Annotated in this window: 14 protein-coding genes; 2 read left to right on the forward strand and 12 right to left on the reverse strand. The window is 47.2% G+C overall.

Going from position 1 to position 14,599, the window contains the following annotated elements; all coding sequences use genetic code 11:
- Window positions 1-26 precede the first annotated feature (26 nt).
- The 6 genes from NSQ66_RS24890 to wecB are packed head-to-tail and all read right to left on the reverse strand — an operon-like array spanning window position 27 to window position 5,195.
- Window positions 27-602 (reverse strand): class I SAM-dependent methyltransferase, encoded by a 576-nt coding sequence (locus tag NSQ66_RS24890; RefSeq protein ID WP_038573134.1) that lies wholly within the window; start codon window positions 600-602, stop codon window positions 27-29.
- A 5-nt stretch (window positions 603-607) separates the two neighbouring features.
- Entirely contained in the window at window positions 608-1,324 is a 717-nt protein-coding gene (locus NSQ66_RS24895; protein WP_036679699.1) for a glycosyltransferase, read from the reverse strand.
- The gene (locus tag NSQ66_RS24900) at window positions 1,321-2,292 is read right to left on the reverse strand and encodes an NAD-dependent epimerase/dehydratase family protein (RefSeq protein WP_036679701.1); all 972 of its coding nucleotides are present in this window, start codon (window positions 2,290-2,292) and stop codon (window positions 1,321-1,323) included. Before NSQ66_RS24900 ends, NSQ66_RS24895 begins: the two co-directional genes overlap by 4 nt.
- On the reverse strand, window positions 2,289-3,128 hold the full coding sequence (locus NSQ66_RS24905) for an SDR family oxidoreductase (RefSeq protein WP_339279444.1): 840 nt from the start codon (window positions 3,126-3,128) through the stop codon (window positions 2,289-2,291). The genes NSQ66_RS24900 and NSQ66_RS24905 overlap by 4 nt, the downstream gene beginning before the upstream one ends.
- On the reverse strand, window positions 3,125-4,111 hold the full coding sequence (locus NSQ66_RS24910; RefSeq protein ID WP_036679704.1) for a polysaccharide biosynthesis protein: 987 nt from the start codon (window positions 4,109-4,111) through the stop codon (window positions 3,125-3,127). Before NSQ66_RS24910 ends, NSQ66_RS24905 begins: the two co-directional genes overlap by 4 nt.
- Window positions 4,101-5,195, reverse strand: coding sequence for a UDP-N-acetylglucosamine 2-epimerase (non-hydrolyzing) (gene wecB / locus NSQ66_RS24915; protein ID WP_076103696.1), 1,095 nt, complete (start codon window positions 5,193-5,195; stop codon window positions 4,101-4,103). The genes NSQ66_RS24910 and wecB overlap by 11 nt, the downstream gene beginning before the upstream one ends.
- Before the next feature lie 36 nt (window positions 5,196-5,231).
- Between wecB and NSQ66_RS24920 the strand changes: the two genes are divergently transcribed.
- Entirely contained in the window at window positions 5,232-5,783 is a 552-nt protein-coding gene (locus NSQ66_RS24920) for a hypothetical protein (RefSeq protein WP_339279446.1), read from the forward strand.
- Between the two features lie 116 nt (window positions 5,784-5,899).
- Here NSQ66_RS24920 and NSQ66_RS24925 read toward each other — a convergent pair whose 3' ends face one another.
- The 4 genes from NSQ66_RS24925 to NSQ66_RS24940 all read right to left on the reverse strand — a co-directional run bounded on the left by NSQ66_RS24925 (window position 5,900) and on the right by NSQ66_RS24940 (window position 10,036).
- Entirely contained in the window at window positions 5,900-7,372 is a 1,473-nt protein-coding gene (locus NSQ66_RS24925) for a glycosyltransferase (protein WP_052097299.1), read from the reverse strand.
- Between the two features lie 169 nt (window positions 7,373-7,541).
- On the reverse strand, window positions 7,542-7,739 hold the full coding sequence (locus NSQ66_RS24930; RefSeq protein ID WP_141118501.1) for a hypothetical protein: 198 nt from the start codon (window positions 7,737-7,739) through the stop codon (window positions 7,542-7,544).
- Between the two features lie 26 nt (window positions 7,740-7,765).
- The gene (locus NSQ66_RS24935) at window positions 7,766-8,881 is read right to left on the reverse strand and encodes a glycosyltransferase (RefSeq protein WP_036679773.1); all 1,116 of its coding nucleotides are present in this window, start codon (window positions 8,879-8,881) and stop codon (window positions 7,766-7,768) included.
- A 54-nt stretch (window positions 8,882-8,935) separates the two neighbouring features.
- Window positions 8,936-10,036 carry a DUF3880 domain-containing protein gene (locus tag NSQ66_RS24940; protein WP_038573142.1) on the reverse strand — a complete coding sequence of 367 codons (1,101 nt, stop codon included), beginning with the start codon at window positions 10,034-10,036 and terminating at the stop codon, window positions 8,936-8,938.
- Window positions 10,037-10,290: 254 nt separating this feature from the next.
- Between NSQ66_RS24940 and NSQ66_RS24945 the strand changes: the two genes are divergently transcribed.
- Window positions 10,291-11,049 carry an AAA family ATPase gene (locus NSQ66_RS24945; protein WP_038573143.1) on the forward strand — a complete coding sequence of 253 codons (759 nt, stop codon included), beginning with the start codon at window positions 10,291-10,293 and terminating at the stop codon, window positions 11,047-11,049.
- A gap of 145 nt (window positions 11,050-11,194) precedes the next feature.
- On the opposite strand, the gene NSQ66_RS24950 is transcribed toward NSQ66_RS24945, so the two are convergent.
- Window positions 11,195-12,610 carry a hypothetical protein gene (locus NSQ66_RS24950; RefSeq protein ID WP_038573145.1) on the reverse strand — a complete coding sequence of 472 codons (1,416 nt, stop codon included), beginning with the start codon at window positions 12,608-12,610 and terminating at the stop codon, window positions 11,195-11,197.
- Window positions 12,611-12,618: 8 nt separating this feature from the next.
- Window positions 12,619-14,517: an LTA synthase family protein gene (locus tag NSQ66_RS24955; protein ID WP_038573147.1), complete on the reverse strand. Its 1,899-nt coding sequence runs from the start codon at window positions 14,515-14,517 to the stop codon at window positions 12,619-12,621.
- Window positions 14,518-14,599 lie beyond the last annotated feature (82 nt).

Here is a 14,599-nt window from a genome sequence, read left to right on the forward strand (position 1 = left end):
ACCTCCTTCACCCGGAGCTCAACTTTTTATACTGTTTTACAAGCAAGCAAGGCATCTACTGGTGCATGGTCTTCACCGAACGCTTCTCGAAACGATGGGTTTTGGGCATGATGGAAGCCTTTCAGTACCGTTACCTCATACCCCAGTGCAATAAAATCCTCCGGCTCCCATCCGCTCCGGTGCTTTTGATAATGCTCCCCCTGCAAATGATAATGATCCATACCCTCCTGTGGAAAAAAGCCCCGAGGGGTAAATACAACTACTCGGTTATTGGCGATTCTTTCGGCCATCCCGAGCAGTGTCTTCGCTTCATTTTTATTAAAGTGCTCTATTGAATCAATAAAGGTAACCGCTGAAAATGTTTTGGGGAGGAACAATTTATCCATATGACTGGCATCTGCATGTACCGGAATAATATGAGGTGCCTTATATTGACGATGCAGCAGGTACGGCCTGTGAATTTCTAATCCAAGCACTACTGCGGCTTCATATCGTTCAAGCAGGGTACCGGTGCCGCTGCCGATATCCAGAATACTCTCGCAGAATTTCAACTGTTCCAGTAAGACTGGCAGAAAGTCATTCACTTCAATTTCCCGGTACATTACCTTCAGCCCCCCATAGAAGAAATCAAGTGCTGCAGCGAATTCTTGTAGCGGGCATTGGTCGCAGCTGCCTCTGCCATAATTACATCAAAATATTTGATCGTTCCCATGCCATCATGAGTCCGGTAAGCTGTAAGTGATTGATTCAACATCACAGGTGGATATCCGTTCAGAATGGCGCGGAACCATAAGTCATAATCATGTGTGTAAGGAAGTGATTCATCAAAAAGCCCTATGGCTCCAAACACCTCTCGTTTAAACATCACCGTACAGCCATTAATGGGATTACCGTGTAAAAAACAACGTAAGTAATCCAGGTGACTAGGAAACAATGGCGCAGCATTCAGCTGAACCAGCTGCGATTGAGCGTTAATATAATTAAAGTTGGTATAGGAGATTAACAAGTGGTTCTGCTCCATGAACAGAACCTGATTGTTGATCTTATCCCGATAAAATAAATCGTCTGAACTAAGCCAGACCACATAGTCCCCTGTTGCATTCAAAATGCCGTGATTCAGTGCGGAGGCGGTTCCCCCGTTGCCTTTGCCCAAATAATGAATTCGGGAGAGATACGGTGTAATTAGATTGCTATGAGCGTGCGAGCCGTCATCGACAATAATGATCTCGTAAGGTTCCCAAGACTGGGAGAGCGCACTTTGCAGGGCGTGTTCAATATAAGGACAATTATAAAAAGGAATCACTACCGAAACCTTCGGTCTCATAACAACCTCCCCTCCCCGTTAACTCGGTAATAATTCAAAATATCCATTAACGATTGGCTAAGCCCAATCTCCGGACGCCAGCCCAGTGAAGACACATCAGCCTCAGGGGTTGATGCTTCTGAATGAACCTTCTTATCCGCTGTGGCTGCGATCTCTGAAATAGCCCGTTCAGCATCTGCAGGTCCCCAGTCCATTGGCACTGGTCCTACAGAATGACTGAGCAGCTGCTCCGCGATCTCCCCGAGTTCCCGCTGCTTCCCCGAATCGATGCGATAGATGGTTCCATTTGTACCTTTACGCAAAATGTAGTCATAAGCTCTAACGGCATCTCTAACATCTAAAAAATCACGCAGCGCATAACGAGAAGAGAGCTTAAATGGAGGTATTTCCTCATCTGGCTGGACTTCACTTCGAACAATGTGCTGTGCTAATAAAGAGCAGAAGCCGGTGGAAGGACCGGGACCAATCAGATTACACGGCTCAGCCAGCAGAACCGGCTGTTTAAATAAGGTGCCCCAAGCGAGGGACACCAGCTCTTCTATTGTTTTGCTAAGGCTATACGGGTGTGGTGGCCCAGCCACCACACCCGGTTTGAACTTAAGTCTGGAGCCTGCCACTAGAATCCGACTGCTCGGCAAGCTTCGCATTGCCTCTAGTAAATATAAGGTGGCCATCACATTTGTCTCCATATAAAGCAAGGGATTAAGCCATGACTCGGGTACGGAGTTCTTCCCAGCCAAATGAAGGACAGCGTCCGGCGCAGTTTGCTTGATCATCTCAGCTACTGCTTTCCGGTCACTTAAATCACAAACATATATCTTTACTCCTTCTGGAAAAAGAGTGGAGGCAGCTGTCGATTGCGGCCGCAATACAGCGATAACCTCAGCCCCTCCTGCCGAAAATAATCGAACCGCATGTTGCCCGGTGAATCCACCGGCTCCGGTAATCAGAAGTCTTTGCCCTGTCATAAATACATCTCTGACTGTTTCATCCAGTCAGCCAGTTCCTGCAGCATTAAAGGATATGAAGGCAGCGGCAAGAGGACATCCGCTCTTGTATTCACTAGTGTACGATCCTGAATAAGTTCATCCTCAGGGATGATCTCCACATTTTCTTTATGAAAAGCCGCCTGAATATGCTGAAGCAGCTCATATTTACTTACTGGCTCTGGATGCGCTAAATGGATCAGCCCCGATACGGAGGAATCCAGCATTACATCCACTGCTTTGGCTAATTGGAGCGTTGTGACCCCGTTCCACATCACCCGCCGGTATCCTGAAACTTTACCACTCTGCGCCAGGAACCAATCCATCAGACCAATACCGCCTGAGCGGATTTCGGGGCCAATAATGGAAGTGCGAATCGTAAGATGCCCGGGTTTTTGCACCTCACCGAGGCTTTTCGAAATTGCATATACAGAGGTTCCATCAGGAGCATCCTCTTCGGTGTACCCTCCGCGTGTTCCTTCGAACACGCAGTCGGTACTGATATGGATGAGCCTTGCCTGAACATCCTCCGCCTTTCGCCACAAGTGATGAGGGAGAAAGCCATTCACGTGGTAAGCCCCAATTTTGTCACGCTCCGCGAATTGATTGAGAACCCCCATTGCATTGATAATGCAATGAGGGGAAACGATATCGACCAGCTTCTCAACTCCGGCTATATCGTTCGCATCTACATACAGCCCGCCAAGATCGCTCTTATCCCGGGTTGTATGGAAGACGTGATGCTTGCCCTGGCGGCGAAAATAATCCGCCAGCATATGCCCCGCCATACCGTTTCCACCTAGGATAAGCAGCTTCATTGCAGGAACCCTCCCCGGATCAAGATGCTTTTGATCTCTTCCCGATCCATCAGATTCGTCTCTGAACTGAAGCTATTGAAAGAGACATGAGGATAAGCGCTATAATGTGCCTTTAATTCCGGCATGTTCAGCGTAGGGAGAATTACTAGATACTGTTCATCGTAGACAACGGTAGTTAAGCTTTCGAAATCGCTCATCAGAATCTCGTGGATTTTCTCCCCCGGACGAATCCCGGTCTCGACAATACTCACATTGGACTCTCCGGAAGCTTCAATCAGCACCTCAGCAAGATCGATAATTCGGCAGGTAGGCATAGTCATGACGAAGATTTCTCCACCCAAGCTAACCTCAGAAGCTTTAAATAATAATGTAATAGCATCGCGTAGGGTAAAAAAGAAGCGGGTCATTTTCATATCCGTAATGCGTACCTGACCCTTATCCTTAATCTGCTTCATGAACAAATGCACGACGCTGCCGTTCGTTCCGAGCACATTACCTCCGCGTACAGTAACGAACCGGGTGTTTGAGCCAATCAGATTGGCATAAACGAACAATTTTTCCCCGATCGCTTTGGTCATTCCATAGAAGTTGGATGGGTTCGCAGCCTTATCGGTAGAGATGTAAATTGCTTTTTCAACGCCATTTACAATGGCAGCTTCGATCACATTTTGAGTTCCCACTACATTGGTTTTGAGTGCTTCATAAGGCTGATCTTCACAGACTGGAACATGTTTGAGCGCCGCCAGATGAAAGATGTAATCAACGCCACGGCAGGCTGCAATCAGCGCATCCTTGTCACGGATATCGCCAATGATAAAGCTGAGACGTTGATCTTCAAACTCCCGGCTCATCGCCACTTGAGCGGATTCACTGCGGGAGAATACGATGATTTCCTTAGGATTTTGTGGCAGAAGTTGCCTAATCAGCTCATGCCCCCAGGAACCAGTTCCGCCTGTGACCACAATCCTTTTATTATTGAACATGCAGGTTCCCTCCAAGCAAGAATTTAACTACCTTGACCGAAACATCCGGAGTCATGTATCCTTCCGGTGCCTCCCAATCCCGATTGAGCGCCGTCATCAGCTTGACGCTGCGAAGAATACTTTTCTGATCTACACCTGAGACTACATTGCTGCCACAATCCACTGTTTCTGGACGTTCCGTCGTTCTGCGAATCGTAACTGTTGGCACTTTCATCAAGCAGCATTCCTCCTGTACAGTCCCGCTGTCGGTGATGGCACATAAGGCGTGCTGTTCCAAATAGACAAAATCAAAAAATCCGAAAGGTTCATGAAATTCAACTAGTGGGTTCATTGGAAGGGAAAATTGCTCGGTAAGTTTGGAGCGAGTGCGAGGATGAATGCTGCATATTAAACGAATTCCAAAATGCTCAGCCACTGCGTTAAGACCCGACATAATTTGTACAAGGGACTCTGGATCGTCTACATTCTCAGCACGGTGGGCCGTGACTAGAAAATACTGTCCTGAGGTAAGCTTCAGCTGCTCCAGAATGTCGCTAGTCTGGATTTTGTGCTCAAAATGGGTCATGACCTCATGGATCGGATTTCCTGTTAACACGATACGCCTGCTGGGGAAACCTTCGCTGATTAGATGTCTTTTGCTCTGCTGCGTATAAGGCATATTAATGGTCGAAACGGCGTCGATGACACGGCGGTTTTTCTCTTCTGGTACTTGGAGGTCATAGCAACGGTTGCCCGCTTCCATATGCACCACCGGAATTCCCATACGTTCAGCCAAAATCGCGCATAACGCGCTGTTCGTATCGCCCAGAAGCAAGACACGATCTGGCTGTTCTTTTAGTAAAATGCTTTCTAACCCTCCGAACATGGCGGCAAGCTGACCGCCTAGTCCTGCTTGTTTATCCTGCAGCACATAATCCGGTGCCCGCAGTCCCAGCTCAGCAAAGAAAATACCGCTGAGACTGGCGGTGAAGTTCTGGCCTGTATGCACCAGGATGTGCCGCTCAGCATGTTCGTCGAGAAGCGGAATGATTACACTGAGGCGAATGATTTCAGGCCTCGTGCCTAAAATCGTCATGATCTTCATGAGTTCACTCCCCTGCCTGTTTAATTATAGTCTGACTTGGCTCAGTCAGCGGACTGTGCTCTGGTTGCTGGATTGAGCTCTATAAGCGGGATTTTTACCGTTCATTGCGCTCAAGTTGCTGGATTGAGCTCTTTTAGCGGGATTTTTACCGTTCATTTGGCTCAGGTTGCTGGATTGAGCTCATTTAGCGGGATTTATACCGTTCATTTGGCTCTGGTTGCTGGATTGAGCTCTTTTTGCGGGATTTATACCGTTCATTTGGCTCAGGTTGCTGGATTGAGCTCTTTTTGCGGGATTTATACCGCTCATTGCGTTCAGATTGCTGGATTGAGCTCTTTTTGCGGGAAATGTACCGTTCATTTGGCTCAGGTTGCTGGATTGAGCTCTTTAAACGGGATTTTTTACCGTTCATTGCGCTCAAGTTGCTGGATTGAGCTCTTTTTGCGGGAAATGTACCGTTCATTTGGCTCAGGTTGCTGGATTGAGCTCATTTTGCGGGAAATGTACCGTTCATTTAGCTCAAGTTGCTGGATTGAGCTCTTTTTGCGGGATTTTTTACCGTTCATTGCGCTCAAGTTGCTGGATTGAGCACTTTTTGCGGGAAATGTACCGTTCATTTGGCTCAGGTTGCTGGATTGAGCTCAATGAAGAGCATTTTTATCTCTCTTTGTACTCAGCTTGCCACTTCGCTGCAATCGAGGCATTTACGCCGCGCGCCGCCGTCCACCGCGGCGGGCCCGGCGGCGCTTGCCCCCGGCGGTGCTGCGCCGCCGGGCAGAACCTTTACGCCGCTTGCGAGCAACGCGGCGCAAAACCAACGGGCGCCCGCTTCGCCGGCGCGCCCGGGCTTTGCCGCGCCGCTTGCGGGCGACGCGGCTTGGCAGGCCCTTGCTTCGCGGCGGCAAAGCCGGCGACGCTGCGGGTAAGTCAGGCTGGACAGCGGGTGGTTCCACCACCACCACGCTGTCAGCCTCGCGCACCGCGGGTGCGCTGCAATAGCGGAGGTTCCACATCTCCGCAAGACCCTGCAGGCGGCTCCGATAAGCCGCCGGACCATAGACGGCGTCGACGCGCTCCCGCGCTTGACTGCCTATAGTTAACGCCATTCCTGGCTGCGCCAGCATGACGTTGACTCTTTCTGCCAGCGCGGAAATGTCCGATGCTGGCACGAGATTTTCGCCGCAGCCCGCTGCGTGCAGAATTTCTCGTAAGCCCCCAGAGTCGTAAGCGACCACGGGTTTTCCAAAAGCCATTCCTTCCAGAGCAGTCATGCCGAAGCCTTCGCGGATCAGACTAGGAACCACTAGCACATCCATGGCGCAATAAGCGGATGGAAGGCATTCAGCATAACCAACAAATTTAAACCGGGTGTACAGTCCCTCAAGCTTCACCTTGCGGACACAACGCTCATAGTAGCTTTTATCACCAGCAGACCCAATGACAACAAATTTCGAGCTTGGATGAACCGCGTGCACAAGCACAGCCATTTTCACAAAATGTTCTAGCCCTTTTTCCTTGTTGATAAAAGAAGAAATATAACCGACCAGCTGTTCATGCGGTTTAACCCGCAATTCCCGCCGCCGTTCGCTCCGAAGCTTGCTCCAAGCCTCAATCATCATCTCTTTATCATTCCAAGAGGGAGGCAGCTGGATCACTTTTTCCGCTCTCACGTCCTCTGGAAAGCAAGCTGCAGCTGTTTGTGAAATAGCTAATATCTCATCACTATTCCGATGAATCAGCCCTACACTAATAGGTGTATATTCATTGTCTGTTATCGTCTCTGATATTTTCCATATCACCGGAATGCCCAGTGACTTTGCAGCCATTGCTGGCAGAGCATGCACACAGGTACTTGTAATAACAAACGCCGGGCGCAGGGAATTCAGCCAGTCTGTTAACTCGTGATACTCCCTGCTTTCCTGGAATTTCTGAGCATCTGCCTCCAACCCTGCATAAGGAGTGTACATTCCATATAAAAGAGGAATCGAAAGCAACTGTACACTTATTCCACAGCTTCGAGCCTGAGAAGTCAGCTTGCCGTCCTGAGGTGCAACGAGAATACAATTAAAGTACGGAGAAAGCTCCTGAGCGAAAAACAACAATAGCTTCTCCGCTCCCGTAATACTGCGTGTATTGGATACATGTGAAAAGAGGACGATTGTAGCTTTGTCAGCCATGGCGTTTCGGCGCTCCCTAACGAGGGGCCTGGAGCAGCCATTCACCTCCTTAAAAAATTTACAAACTTTCGCTAAATTCTATCCTTCGCAGTAAAACTCTCTTAGAAGATAGTCGCTCCTGTGACTCGCAACATCGCTTCCGCTTAGCTCTAGAATCTCGTCAGTCAATTCACTTCGCTCCCGAGCTTCGCCCCTTCGCTTCCACTCTGCTCTCGAATCTAGCCAGTCGCTTCCGCTCCGCTATACAAGCCCGCTCCAGACGTTGCTTCTTTTCATCAGGCCACAGGCATAAGCTGAGGTTCGGTTCTACAGTATATCGAGGAAAAACAGATGCCGGCACGACACCTGTCCCCTGGTAAGCGCACATTTCCATTCCATTTTCGGGCATATGACCTAGCCGTAAATTACTGTTAACAGCTGGTGTATACGTTTAGTGTAGGTGTGATCCTTAAGCGTCCGTTCAAAAGCGCGCAGGGCTATCGCACGACGTTCTTCCTCATGAGTCAGGTAATAACGGATTTTATCCATCATTTCTTGAGGGCTTGCAAAAGTCTCAATTTCTTCACCAGGTTTGTAAAAGGATCCCATATCATCTCTGGCATCCACTAATTGCAGCGTACCCGTTGCCGCGATTTCAAAAGTACGCGGATTAGGAGATACCGCCGGAATCGAAAGCGTATTGTTGTTCACTACTTCATCAATGTGCGAGCGGTGGAGGTTGATGACGATTTTGGATCCGCTGTAAGCTACCGCGGTTTCTTGTGGTGACATCCATTTGCCGATCTCAATTCGATCTCCATAAAGCGCTGCTTCAGGCAGACGATCCCACCAGATGCCATTAATCACCGTGTTATAGTTCATCAAATCCGGAAGAATCTCACGGAAGAAATTAACCCGGTTCCAATAGGCAGAGCCAATAAAACTAACTTCGCGATTCAATGGTGAACGTGTTGTAGTTGGACGGTAATGCTCGCGGTGAGCGGCAAAAGGAAGATAATGAACTTCAGGGCAGCCAAGTCCCTTATAAAAATCAATACAATTACGCTCAAGTGTGAACACAAAATCGTAATGCGCCACAATTTTAACTGTAAAATCAGTGTAATAAGGATCATCTGTAAGCCAAATGGCTGTCTTAATCCCGCTAGCCCGAAGAACGGAGATCTGCTCAAGCGGTAAATCCATACCGTCCAGCACAAGTACCAGATCCGGTCTTTGAGCGGCGGCTAACTCCACTAAGTTTTGACGTACATCTGTTATCGTGACTTGTGCGGTTAATTTTTGCAGCGCGTAGAGGACTGCATCGTCTAATGGAGAGTAGGGATATCCTTTACCAGAAGCCACATACATTACATGAATATTCCGTACAGGAAATACTTCTTCTGGCCGACCATCCAAAATCGCAAGCCGCCCCCGTAAATATCCCTCATCATATCCGCCCTTAAAACCACTCAGACGACCACGAAGCTTTTCTTCCTCTGGAGGTGTCAGAGGTAGCGGTGGTGCAGGCATAATAAATTCATTGTTGTTCATCATCATCCTCGCTCCTTTGTCCCGTTATAGATTTCATACACTTGAAGCAATCACATTCAGCAAATGAGGCAAACGCGCAGTGAATGTATGGTTGCGCATGGTTGTCTGTAGTCCCCGTAAAGCGTAAATTCGGCGCTCTTTTTCATGCTTCAGATAGTACTCAATCTTCTCCTGCAATTCCTTAGCAGAGCCAAAAGTATCCAAGTCATAACCTGGTCGATAATAATTGCCCAGATCCTCACGAACATCCGTAAGCTGCATAGTACCGCAGGCACTGATCTCATAAGTACGCGGATTGATAGAGCGTGATGGTAAACGGAAGCTATTCCGGTTATCCTGCCCCTCCTCCCACGGACGGTGAATATTAATGACTAGCTTTGCGCCACTGTAATAGTTCGCAGTTTCCTCAGGCGGGATAAAGCCATTCCTAATAAAAGGGGCAAGCTGGTCATAAGTCGCAAGCCGTTCCCAGAACCCCCCAGCGATCAGCACCTTCTTATCCTTTAGATAGGGGGCAAGTTCATCAAACAGCGCTGTCCGATTATGAAATGCATTGCCAATAAACACAATGTCGTACTTATACTGCGGTGCCGTACGGCGTGGATAGAACATCTTTGGATTGACGCAAAGCGGTAAATAATGAACGGATGGAACCCCAAAGGATTGATAAAACTCCACACAACCGAGCTCATGCGTAAAGACGTGATCATAATGCCGGCAAATCACTGAAGTATCCTCTGTAAAATAAGGATCATCCACAAACCAGATCGCAGTCCGAATGCCCAGCTTTCTGATTTCTGTAATCTGTTCTAAATGATTTTCCGGAAAAACATGCAGTCCATTCATAACCAGCACTGCCCCGGGCATCTCCCGAGCCGCGGTCTCCAGCATAGCTTCTGGAGTGCTTATCACAAGCTCACTTACAAGCTGCTGAAGCGCCTCAATTACCCCAGTATCGATTGCATGGAACCCTTGAGGAACATACATTAGCTTAAATGGCCGACAGGCTTCGACCTCTACAGTACTCCGACGCTGCACAGCCTCACACATGCCGAGACGATATCCTTCGTGATAACCGTCGCGATAATCTCGCGGACGCTTGTGTTTTCTCCTTTTTGCTTTCACGGCCTTCACCCTGCCCCGTTGTATTCTCAAGACAGTATAACTATATGCGGAGTCAGCACTCGCCTCATGGACATCTGTCATTACTAGAACTAAATTGGCAGATGTACCCTGTCTTTTGCCCGGCTTGCCCGAACCCCGTCAAGATTTCATCCACTCGCTGGATGCTGTTATACTATAAAGGTCTAGCTAGAGGCACTAAACTTGTCATCTCTGTCCAATCTGTCCGAAGATGATTATTTTTTGAAATTCACAAGGGGGGAACTATGAATAACACCACGTTGTATTTGCGACACGCGGAGCTGCTGCGTGATCTGGTGCCATCCTTTCAAACCTATCCTTTTCATCTGCCTGCTGTTCGAACGCTGGATCGCCTGACTTTTCAAAAACCAGTGACCTTTCTTGTTGGAGAGAACGGCACGGGCAAATCAACCTTGTTAGAGGGAATTGCTGCTGCTTGGGGCTTTAACCCTGAGGGTGGAACGCTAAACTTTTCTTTTAACACTCGTTCCTCGCATTCGAATCTTTATGAGTATTTTAGAATTGCTAGAGGGGTTAGACGGCCGAAGGACGGCTTTTTTCTACGTGCGGAGAGTTACTATAATGTGGCTTCTTATATTGATGAGTTGGATGAACAACCCGGTGGCCCACCGATCAAAGACTCCTACGGAGGCAAATCTCTGCATGAGCAGTCCCACGGAGAGTCTTTTTTAGCTACATTCGTTCACCGTTTCGGCGGCCGCGGTCTTTATATCCTCGACGAGCCTGAAGCAGCGCTTTCCCCCTTACGTCAAATGTCTCTGCTGGTGCGTATGCATGAGCTGGTCGGGCAGGATTCACAATTTATTATTGCTACCCATTCGCCGATTCTGATGTCCTATCCCGGTGCTGAAATTTTTCTCTTGGAGGGAGAGGGGATACGTTCCGTCGCCTTGGAGGAAACTGAACATTATACCGTGACCAAAGCGTTTATGAACGATCGTCAAGGGATGCTGCGTGAGTTATTTGAGGATGAACAAGCATAAACGCCTTCGACGGCTATAAGGACGGTAAGCGTTTAAGCGAGAAATATAAGGATAATTTACAATATGGAACATATAAATTCTTATATTTTAATAAAAACAGCAAGTCTCCATAATCGGAAACTTGCTGTTTGATTTGTTCCATAAGCTAACGTCTTACAAATCCCACTACCTTGTGAACAATCCACCCAAACATGACCACGACCATCATATCGAAGCACACATTAAAGAGGAATAAATGCTTGCCAATATCAGCCCTTCCGTCTCCCAGAATCGGAACCAAAAAGGAGAAAATCCCTATTAGCCCTAGCAGCATCAGCAGCTCGCCGGCAATTTTGCCGCGAATATCTCTGCTGCGGAAATACTGGAACAAGGCTCCCGCAAAATACACCAGATAGAATATGGAGAGAAATCCGAGCGTATGCGGAATATGTTTATTTTTGAATTGGCTCCATCCACTGTAAGTATAGGATAATGCACCTGCTGGTTTATTCTCGCTTTTCTCGTAGTTTCCTAGATAATACGGGCGAATCGCCATGCTGTTACTCGCAGCGTATTTCATATTATCTATCAACCGGTCCGGATGCTTCAGATAGAAGAACAACACATCTTTATGAGATACACGGTCATAGAAGTCCGGAACCAGCGAAGGATCATCCTGCTTAATCGCTGTATCGGTCTGAAAATAATTCGTACCCGCCAGTACCTCCAGCCGCTCCGGTAATCCGAGATCCTGCAAGTCTCCCTTCACATCCGGCGATTCGTTTAAAATCCCAAAAAACACCGTTTGATACAGATTAATATGCTTCAGATCTTTTGGCGCTGCCACATACAAAACGATGGATACAAGAAAGATGGCAATCGAAAAACGTAAAGCCAGCTTCCTCCATTTGCCCTCTCCGTCAAGCATCATAAACCGCAAGAAAATCAGAGCAAAGGCAATCCCAATCGGTGCATTCTGGATTTTGGAGGTGACCAGAAACAGAATCGCGATAAAAAACAAAGTTAATCCTTTAGTGGTTGGCTTCTCTTGGCTGGTTAATCTTAATCCTAATGCAAATGTCAGCAGCATAAACACCAGCGACACCGGTTCTCCAAACAAGGAGTTGAAATAGGCCACATACCCGATATCGTAAAATACAAATAAGATAGCTGCTCCCAGCAGCAGCCCTGTAACATAAGAGCCACGAGCATTATACTTCACCAGCAGCCAAGTTGCCGCCAGTAAAAGAAGCCCATAAACTGCACCCAGCAAACGAACATCAAAAAAGCTGCCATGGATGAGCCCGCCGATCAACCTCGGCACAAGCACTATAAAAATCTGTGAGGAAGGATAAAAGCCCCTAAACAAATCCTCATACGCAAAACGAGAATGGCTAAAGCTGAAAAACTGATCGGCATACGATGCAGCAGTATCGTAGTAGTTCAGACCGATGGTATTCATCATACGCAGAAAATCTCCATTATCGGCAACACCAATAAATGGCCCTACGAATAGCAAATAAATAATGATACCGCAGCCGGCAAGGCCTACGAGATACTCCGGTTTCCAGAACTTTTTCATGATTCCCCCTATCTCTGTGGTAACAGCTTCACATATTCGTCGGACAAATTCATTAGCTTCAAAATATAATCATAATCAGTCTGATATTTTGTAAAATCCGATACTGGCTTAAGCGTATCCAGCGACACAGCTTCACCATCAGCAAAATCTCTACCAGGCACATAGAGAATATCATCATTAAAAAATGAACCGGAAGGTAAATAATACCGCATCCCTAACACGTTACGATCAATGTTCAAGAGGTCATGACCAAATGCTGTATAACCTTCTTCCCTTAAAGAAACCCCCAATAGGTTAGCTATTGTAGGAAGAATATCCAACTGTCCACCTGTTCGCTCTACTACCTTCCCTTGCTCCATTCCTGGTACATGTACAATCAATGGAATATTAAAGCGGCTGATCCGGGAATCGTATGGAATCCCCAGTGCACTTTCCACTTGCTCCGGTGGAACATCCTGCGGCTGCAAGCCAAAATGATCACCATACATCACCAGCACAGTGTTATCCCACATTCCGTTTTTCTTCAAACCCTCTATTAAAGTTCCAATGGCATAATCAGTATAGTTAATAGCAGTCAAATAATCGCCAAGCATCGTGTTTTTCAACTCATCAGGCACTGAGATCTTCTTAAAAGAGTCCGGAATTTGGAAGGGATGATGGCTGGATGCCGTCACCATTTGTGCGTAGAAAGGAGTTCCTTTCTTCTGCAATTCTGCCATTTTCTCGACACCCGTAATATAAAGCTGTTCATCGGAAGCACCAAACGCATTAAAATGATCATTAGTAAAATAATCTTTGTCATAATAACCGTTAAAGCCAAGCGCTGGATATAGCTCGTTCCGATTCCAAAAGCCTACTTGATTCACGTGAAAGGTGTACGCCTCATATCCTTTATCTCTCAGCAGACGTGGTAGGCTCGGCAGTTCTCTGTCCCCGAATCCAGTGGACATTGCCAACGTCCCGATTGGATAAATCGACGTGTTGCTCATAAATTCAGCGTCAGAAGTATTGCCCGGACCAATCTGTTGGTAGACATGGGGGAAGTAAAATCCCTCATCTGCCAACTTGTTCAACACTGGAGTCAGCTCTTGACCCTTCAGGGATTGATGCAACGGGAAGTTTTGAAAAGCTTCCATTTGAATGACAATTACATTTTTGCCCTTTTGCGAGCCGAAATACTCAGGTGCTGTGCCCGCGGCCTTACTACTATAAGGATAGGAAGCTTGCAGCTCATCAATCTTCGCGATTGTATCCTTAATATCTCCGGTTCCAATGAGATTGTTATCTTCCTTGACCTTGATTGCGGCAACGACCTCATAATTCAGGAATCCGGCACTTTCTGCCTGCACAAGTTCATTTGTAATTCCCCGCGCAGAATTGACAGAATTGGCCGAAAAAGCAAAACCTCCAAGAATAGCCACCAGAATCACCATCATATGTGCCAATCGTGTGTTCCGGGAGCTGAATCGCTCACGCTCATGCGGATAGGCTTTTCCATGCTTCCATCTGCGGATCAAGACATAGATCACCATGATCACAAGATCAGCGAAAAATAAATAATCAATAGTCTGTATCGTTGATTCTACGCTTGCCTTCACTTGAAATACCTGATTCAGTTCATATAAAGCCAGATACGTCGGAACAGAACCAAAGTGATTGAAATATACACTGGCTGCGAACAGCAGCAGCGATAATATCCCGTTAAATGTCCAATAGACGGCTGTTCTCACCCGCGAAGGAGTAATGACCGTCAGAATCCCCATGATGAAGAGGACTGGAGCAACATCTGCTGCAATCCACTCCCAAGCAATTCTATCAAAGAACAGCACTCTTAGCAGGAGCAGCTTCAACCATAGCAGCAGGACAACAATATAGAACTGAGCTCGATTCGGCCCGTGCTTTTTCACGTTTTAATCCCCTCTTACCTTTTCATTTGTTCTGATTATGAAATCTATTCATCTTTTCTGTAAAATATCAGATTGTTCTAGT

The sequence above is a fragment of the Paenibacillus sp. FSL H3-0329 genome (genome assembly GCF_037963285.1).
Classification (GTDB): domain Bacteria; phylum Bacillota; class Bacilli; order Paenibacillales; family Paenibacillaceae; genus Paenibacillus_AQ; species Paenibacillus_AQ odorifer.

What these genes read in the sequence shown, in the direction of transcription:
- NSQ66_RS24890 (WP_038573134.1), bottom strand. Translation starts at nt 602, where the DNA reads ATGTACCGGGAAATTGAAGTGAATGACTTTCTGCCAGTCTTACTGGAA.
- NSQ66_RS24895 (WP_036679699.1), bottom strand. Translation starts at nt 1,324, where the DNA reads ATGAGACCGAAGGTTTCGGTAGTGATTCCTTTTTATAATTGTCCTTAT.
- NSQ66_RS24900 (WP_036679701.1), bottom strand. Translation starts at nt 2,292, where the DNA reads ATGACAGGGCAAAGACTTCTGATTACCGGAGCCGGTGGATTCACCGGG.
- NSQ66_RS24905 (WP_339279444.1), bottom strand. Translation starts at nt 3,128, where the DNA reads ATGAAGCTGCTTATCCTAGGTGGAAACGGTATGGCGGGGCATATGCTG.
- NSQ66_RS24910 (WP_036679704.1), bottom strand. Translation starts at nt 4,111, where the DNA reads ATGTTCAATAATAAAAGGATTGTGGTCACAGGCGGAACTGGTTCCTGG.
- wecB (WP_076103696.1), bottom strand. Translation starts at nt 5,195, where the DNA reads ATGAAGATCATGACGATTTTAGGCACGAGGCCTGAAATCATTCGCCTC.
- NSQ66_RS24925 (WP_052097299.1), bottom strand. Translation starts at nt 7,372, where the DNA reads ATGGCTGACAAAGCTACAATCGTCCTCTTTTCACATGTATCCAATACA.
- NSQ66_RS24930 (WP_141118501.1), bottom strand. Translation starts at nt 7,739, where the DNA reads ATGTGCGCTTACCAGGGGACAGGTGTCGTGCCGGCATCTGTTTTTCCT.
- NSQ66_RS24935 (WP_036679773.1), bottom strand. Translation starts at nt 8,881, where the DNA reads ATGCCTGCACCACCGCTACCTCTGACACCTCCAGAGGAAGAAAAGCTT.
- NSQ66_RS24945 (WP_038573143.1), top strand. Translation starts at nt 10,291, where the DNA reads ATGAATAACACCACGTTGTATTTGCGACACGCGGAGCTGCTGCGTGAT.
- NSQ66_RS24950 (WP_038573145.1), bottom strand. Translation starts at nt 12,610, where the DNA reads ATGAAAAAGTTCTGGAAACCGGAGTATCTCGTAGGCCTTGCCGGCTGC.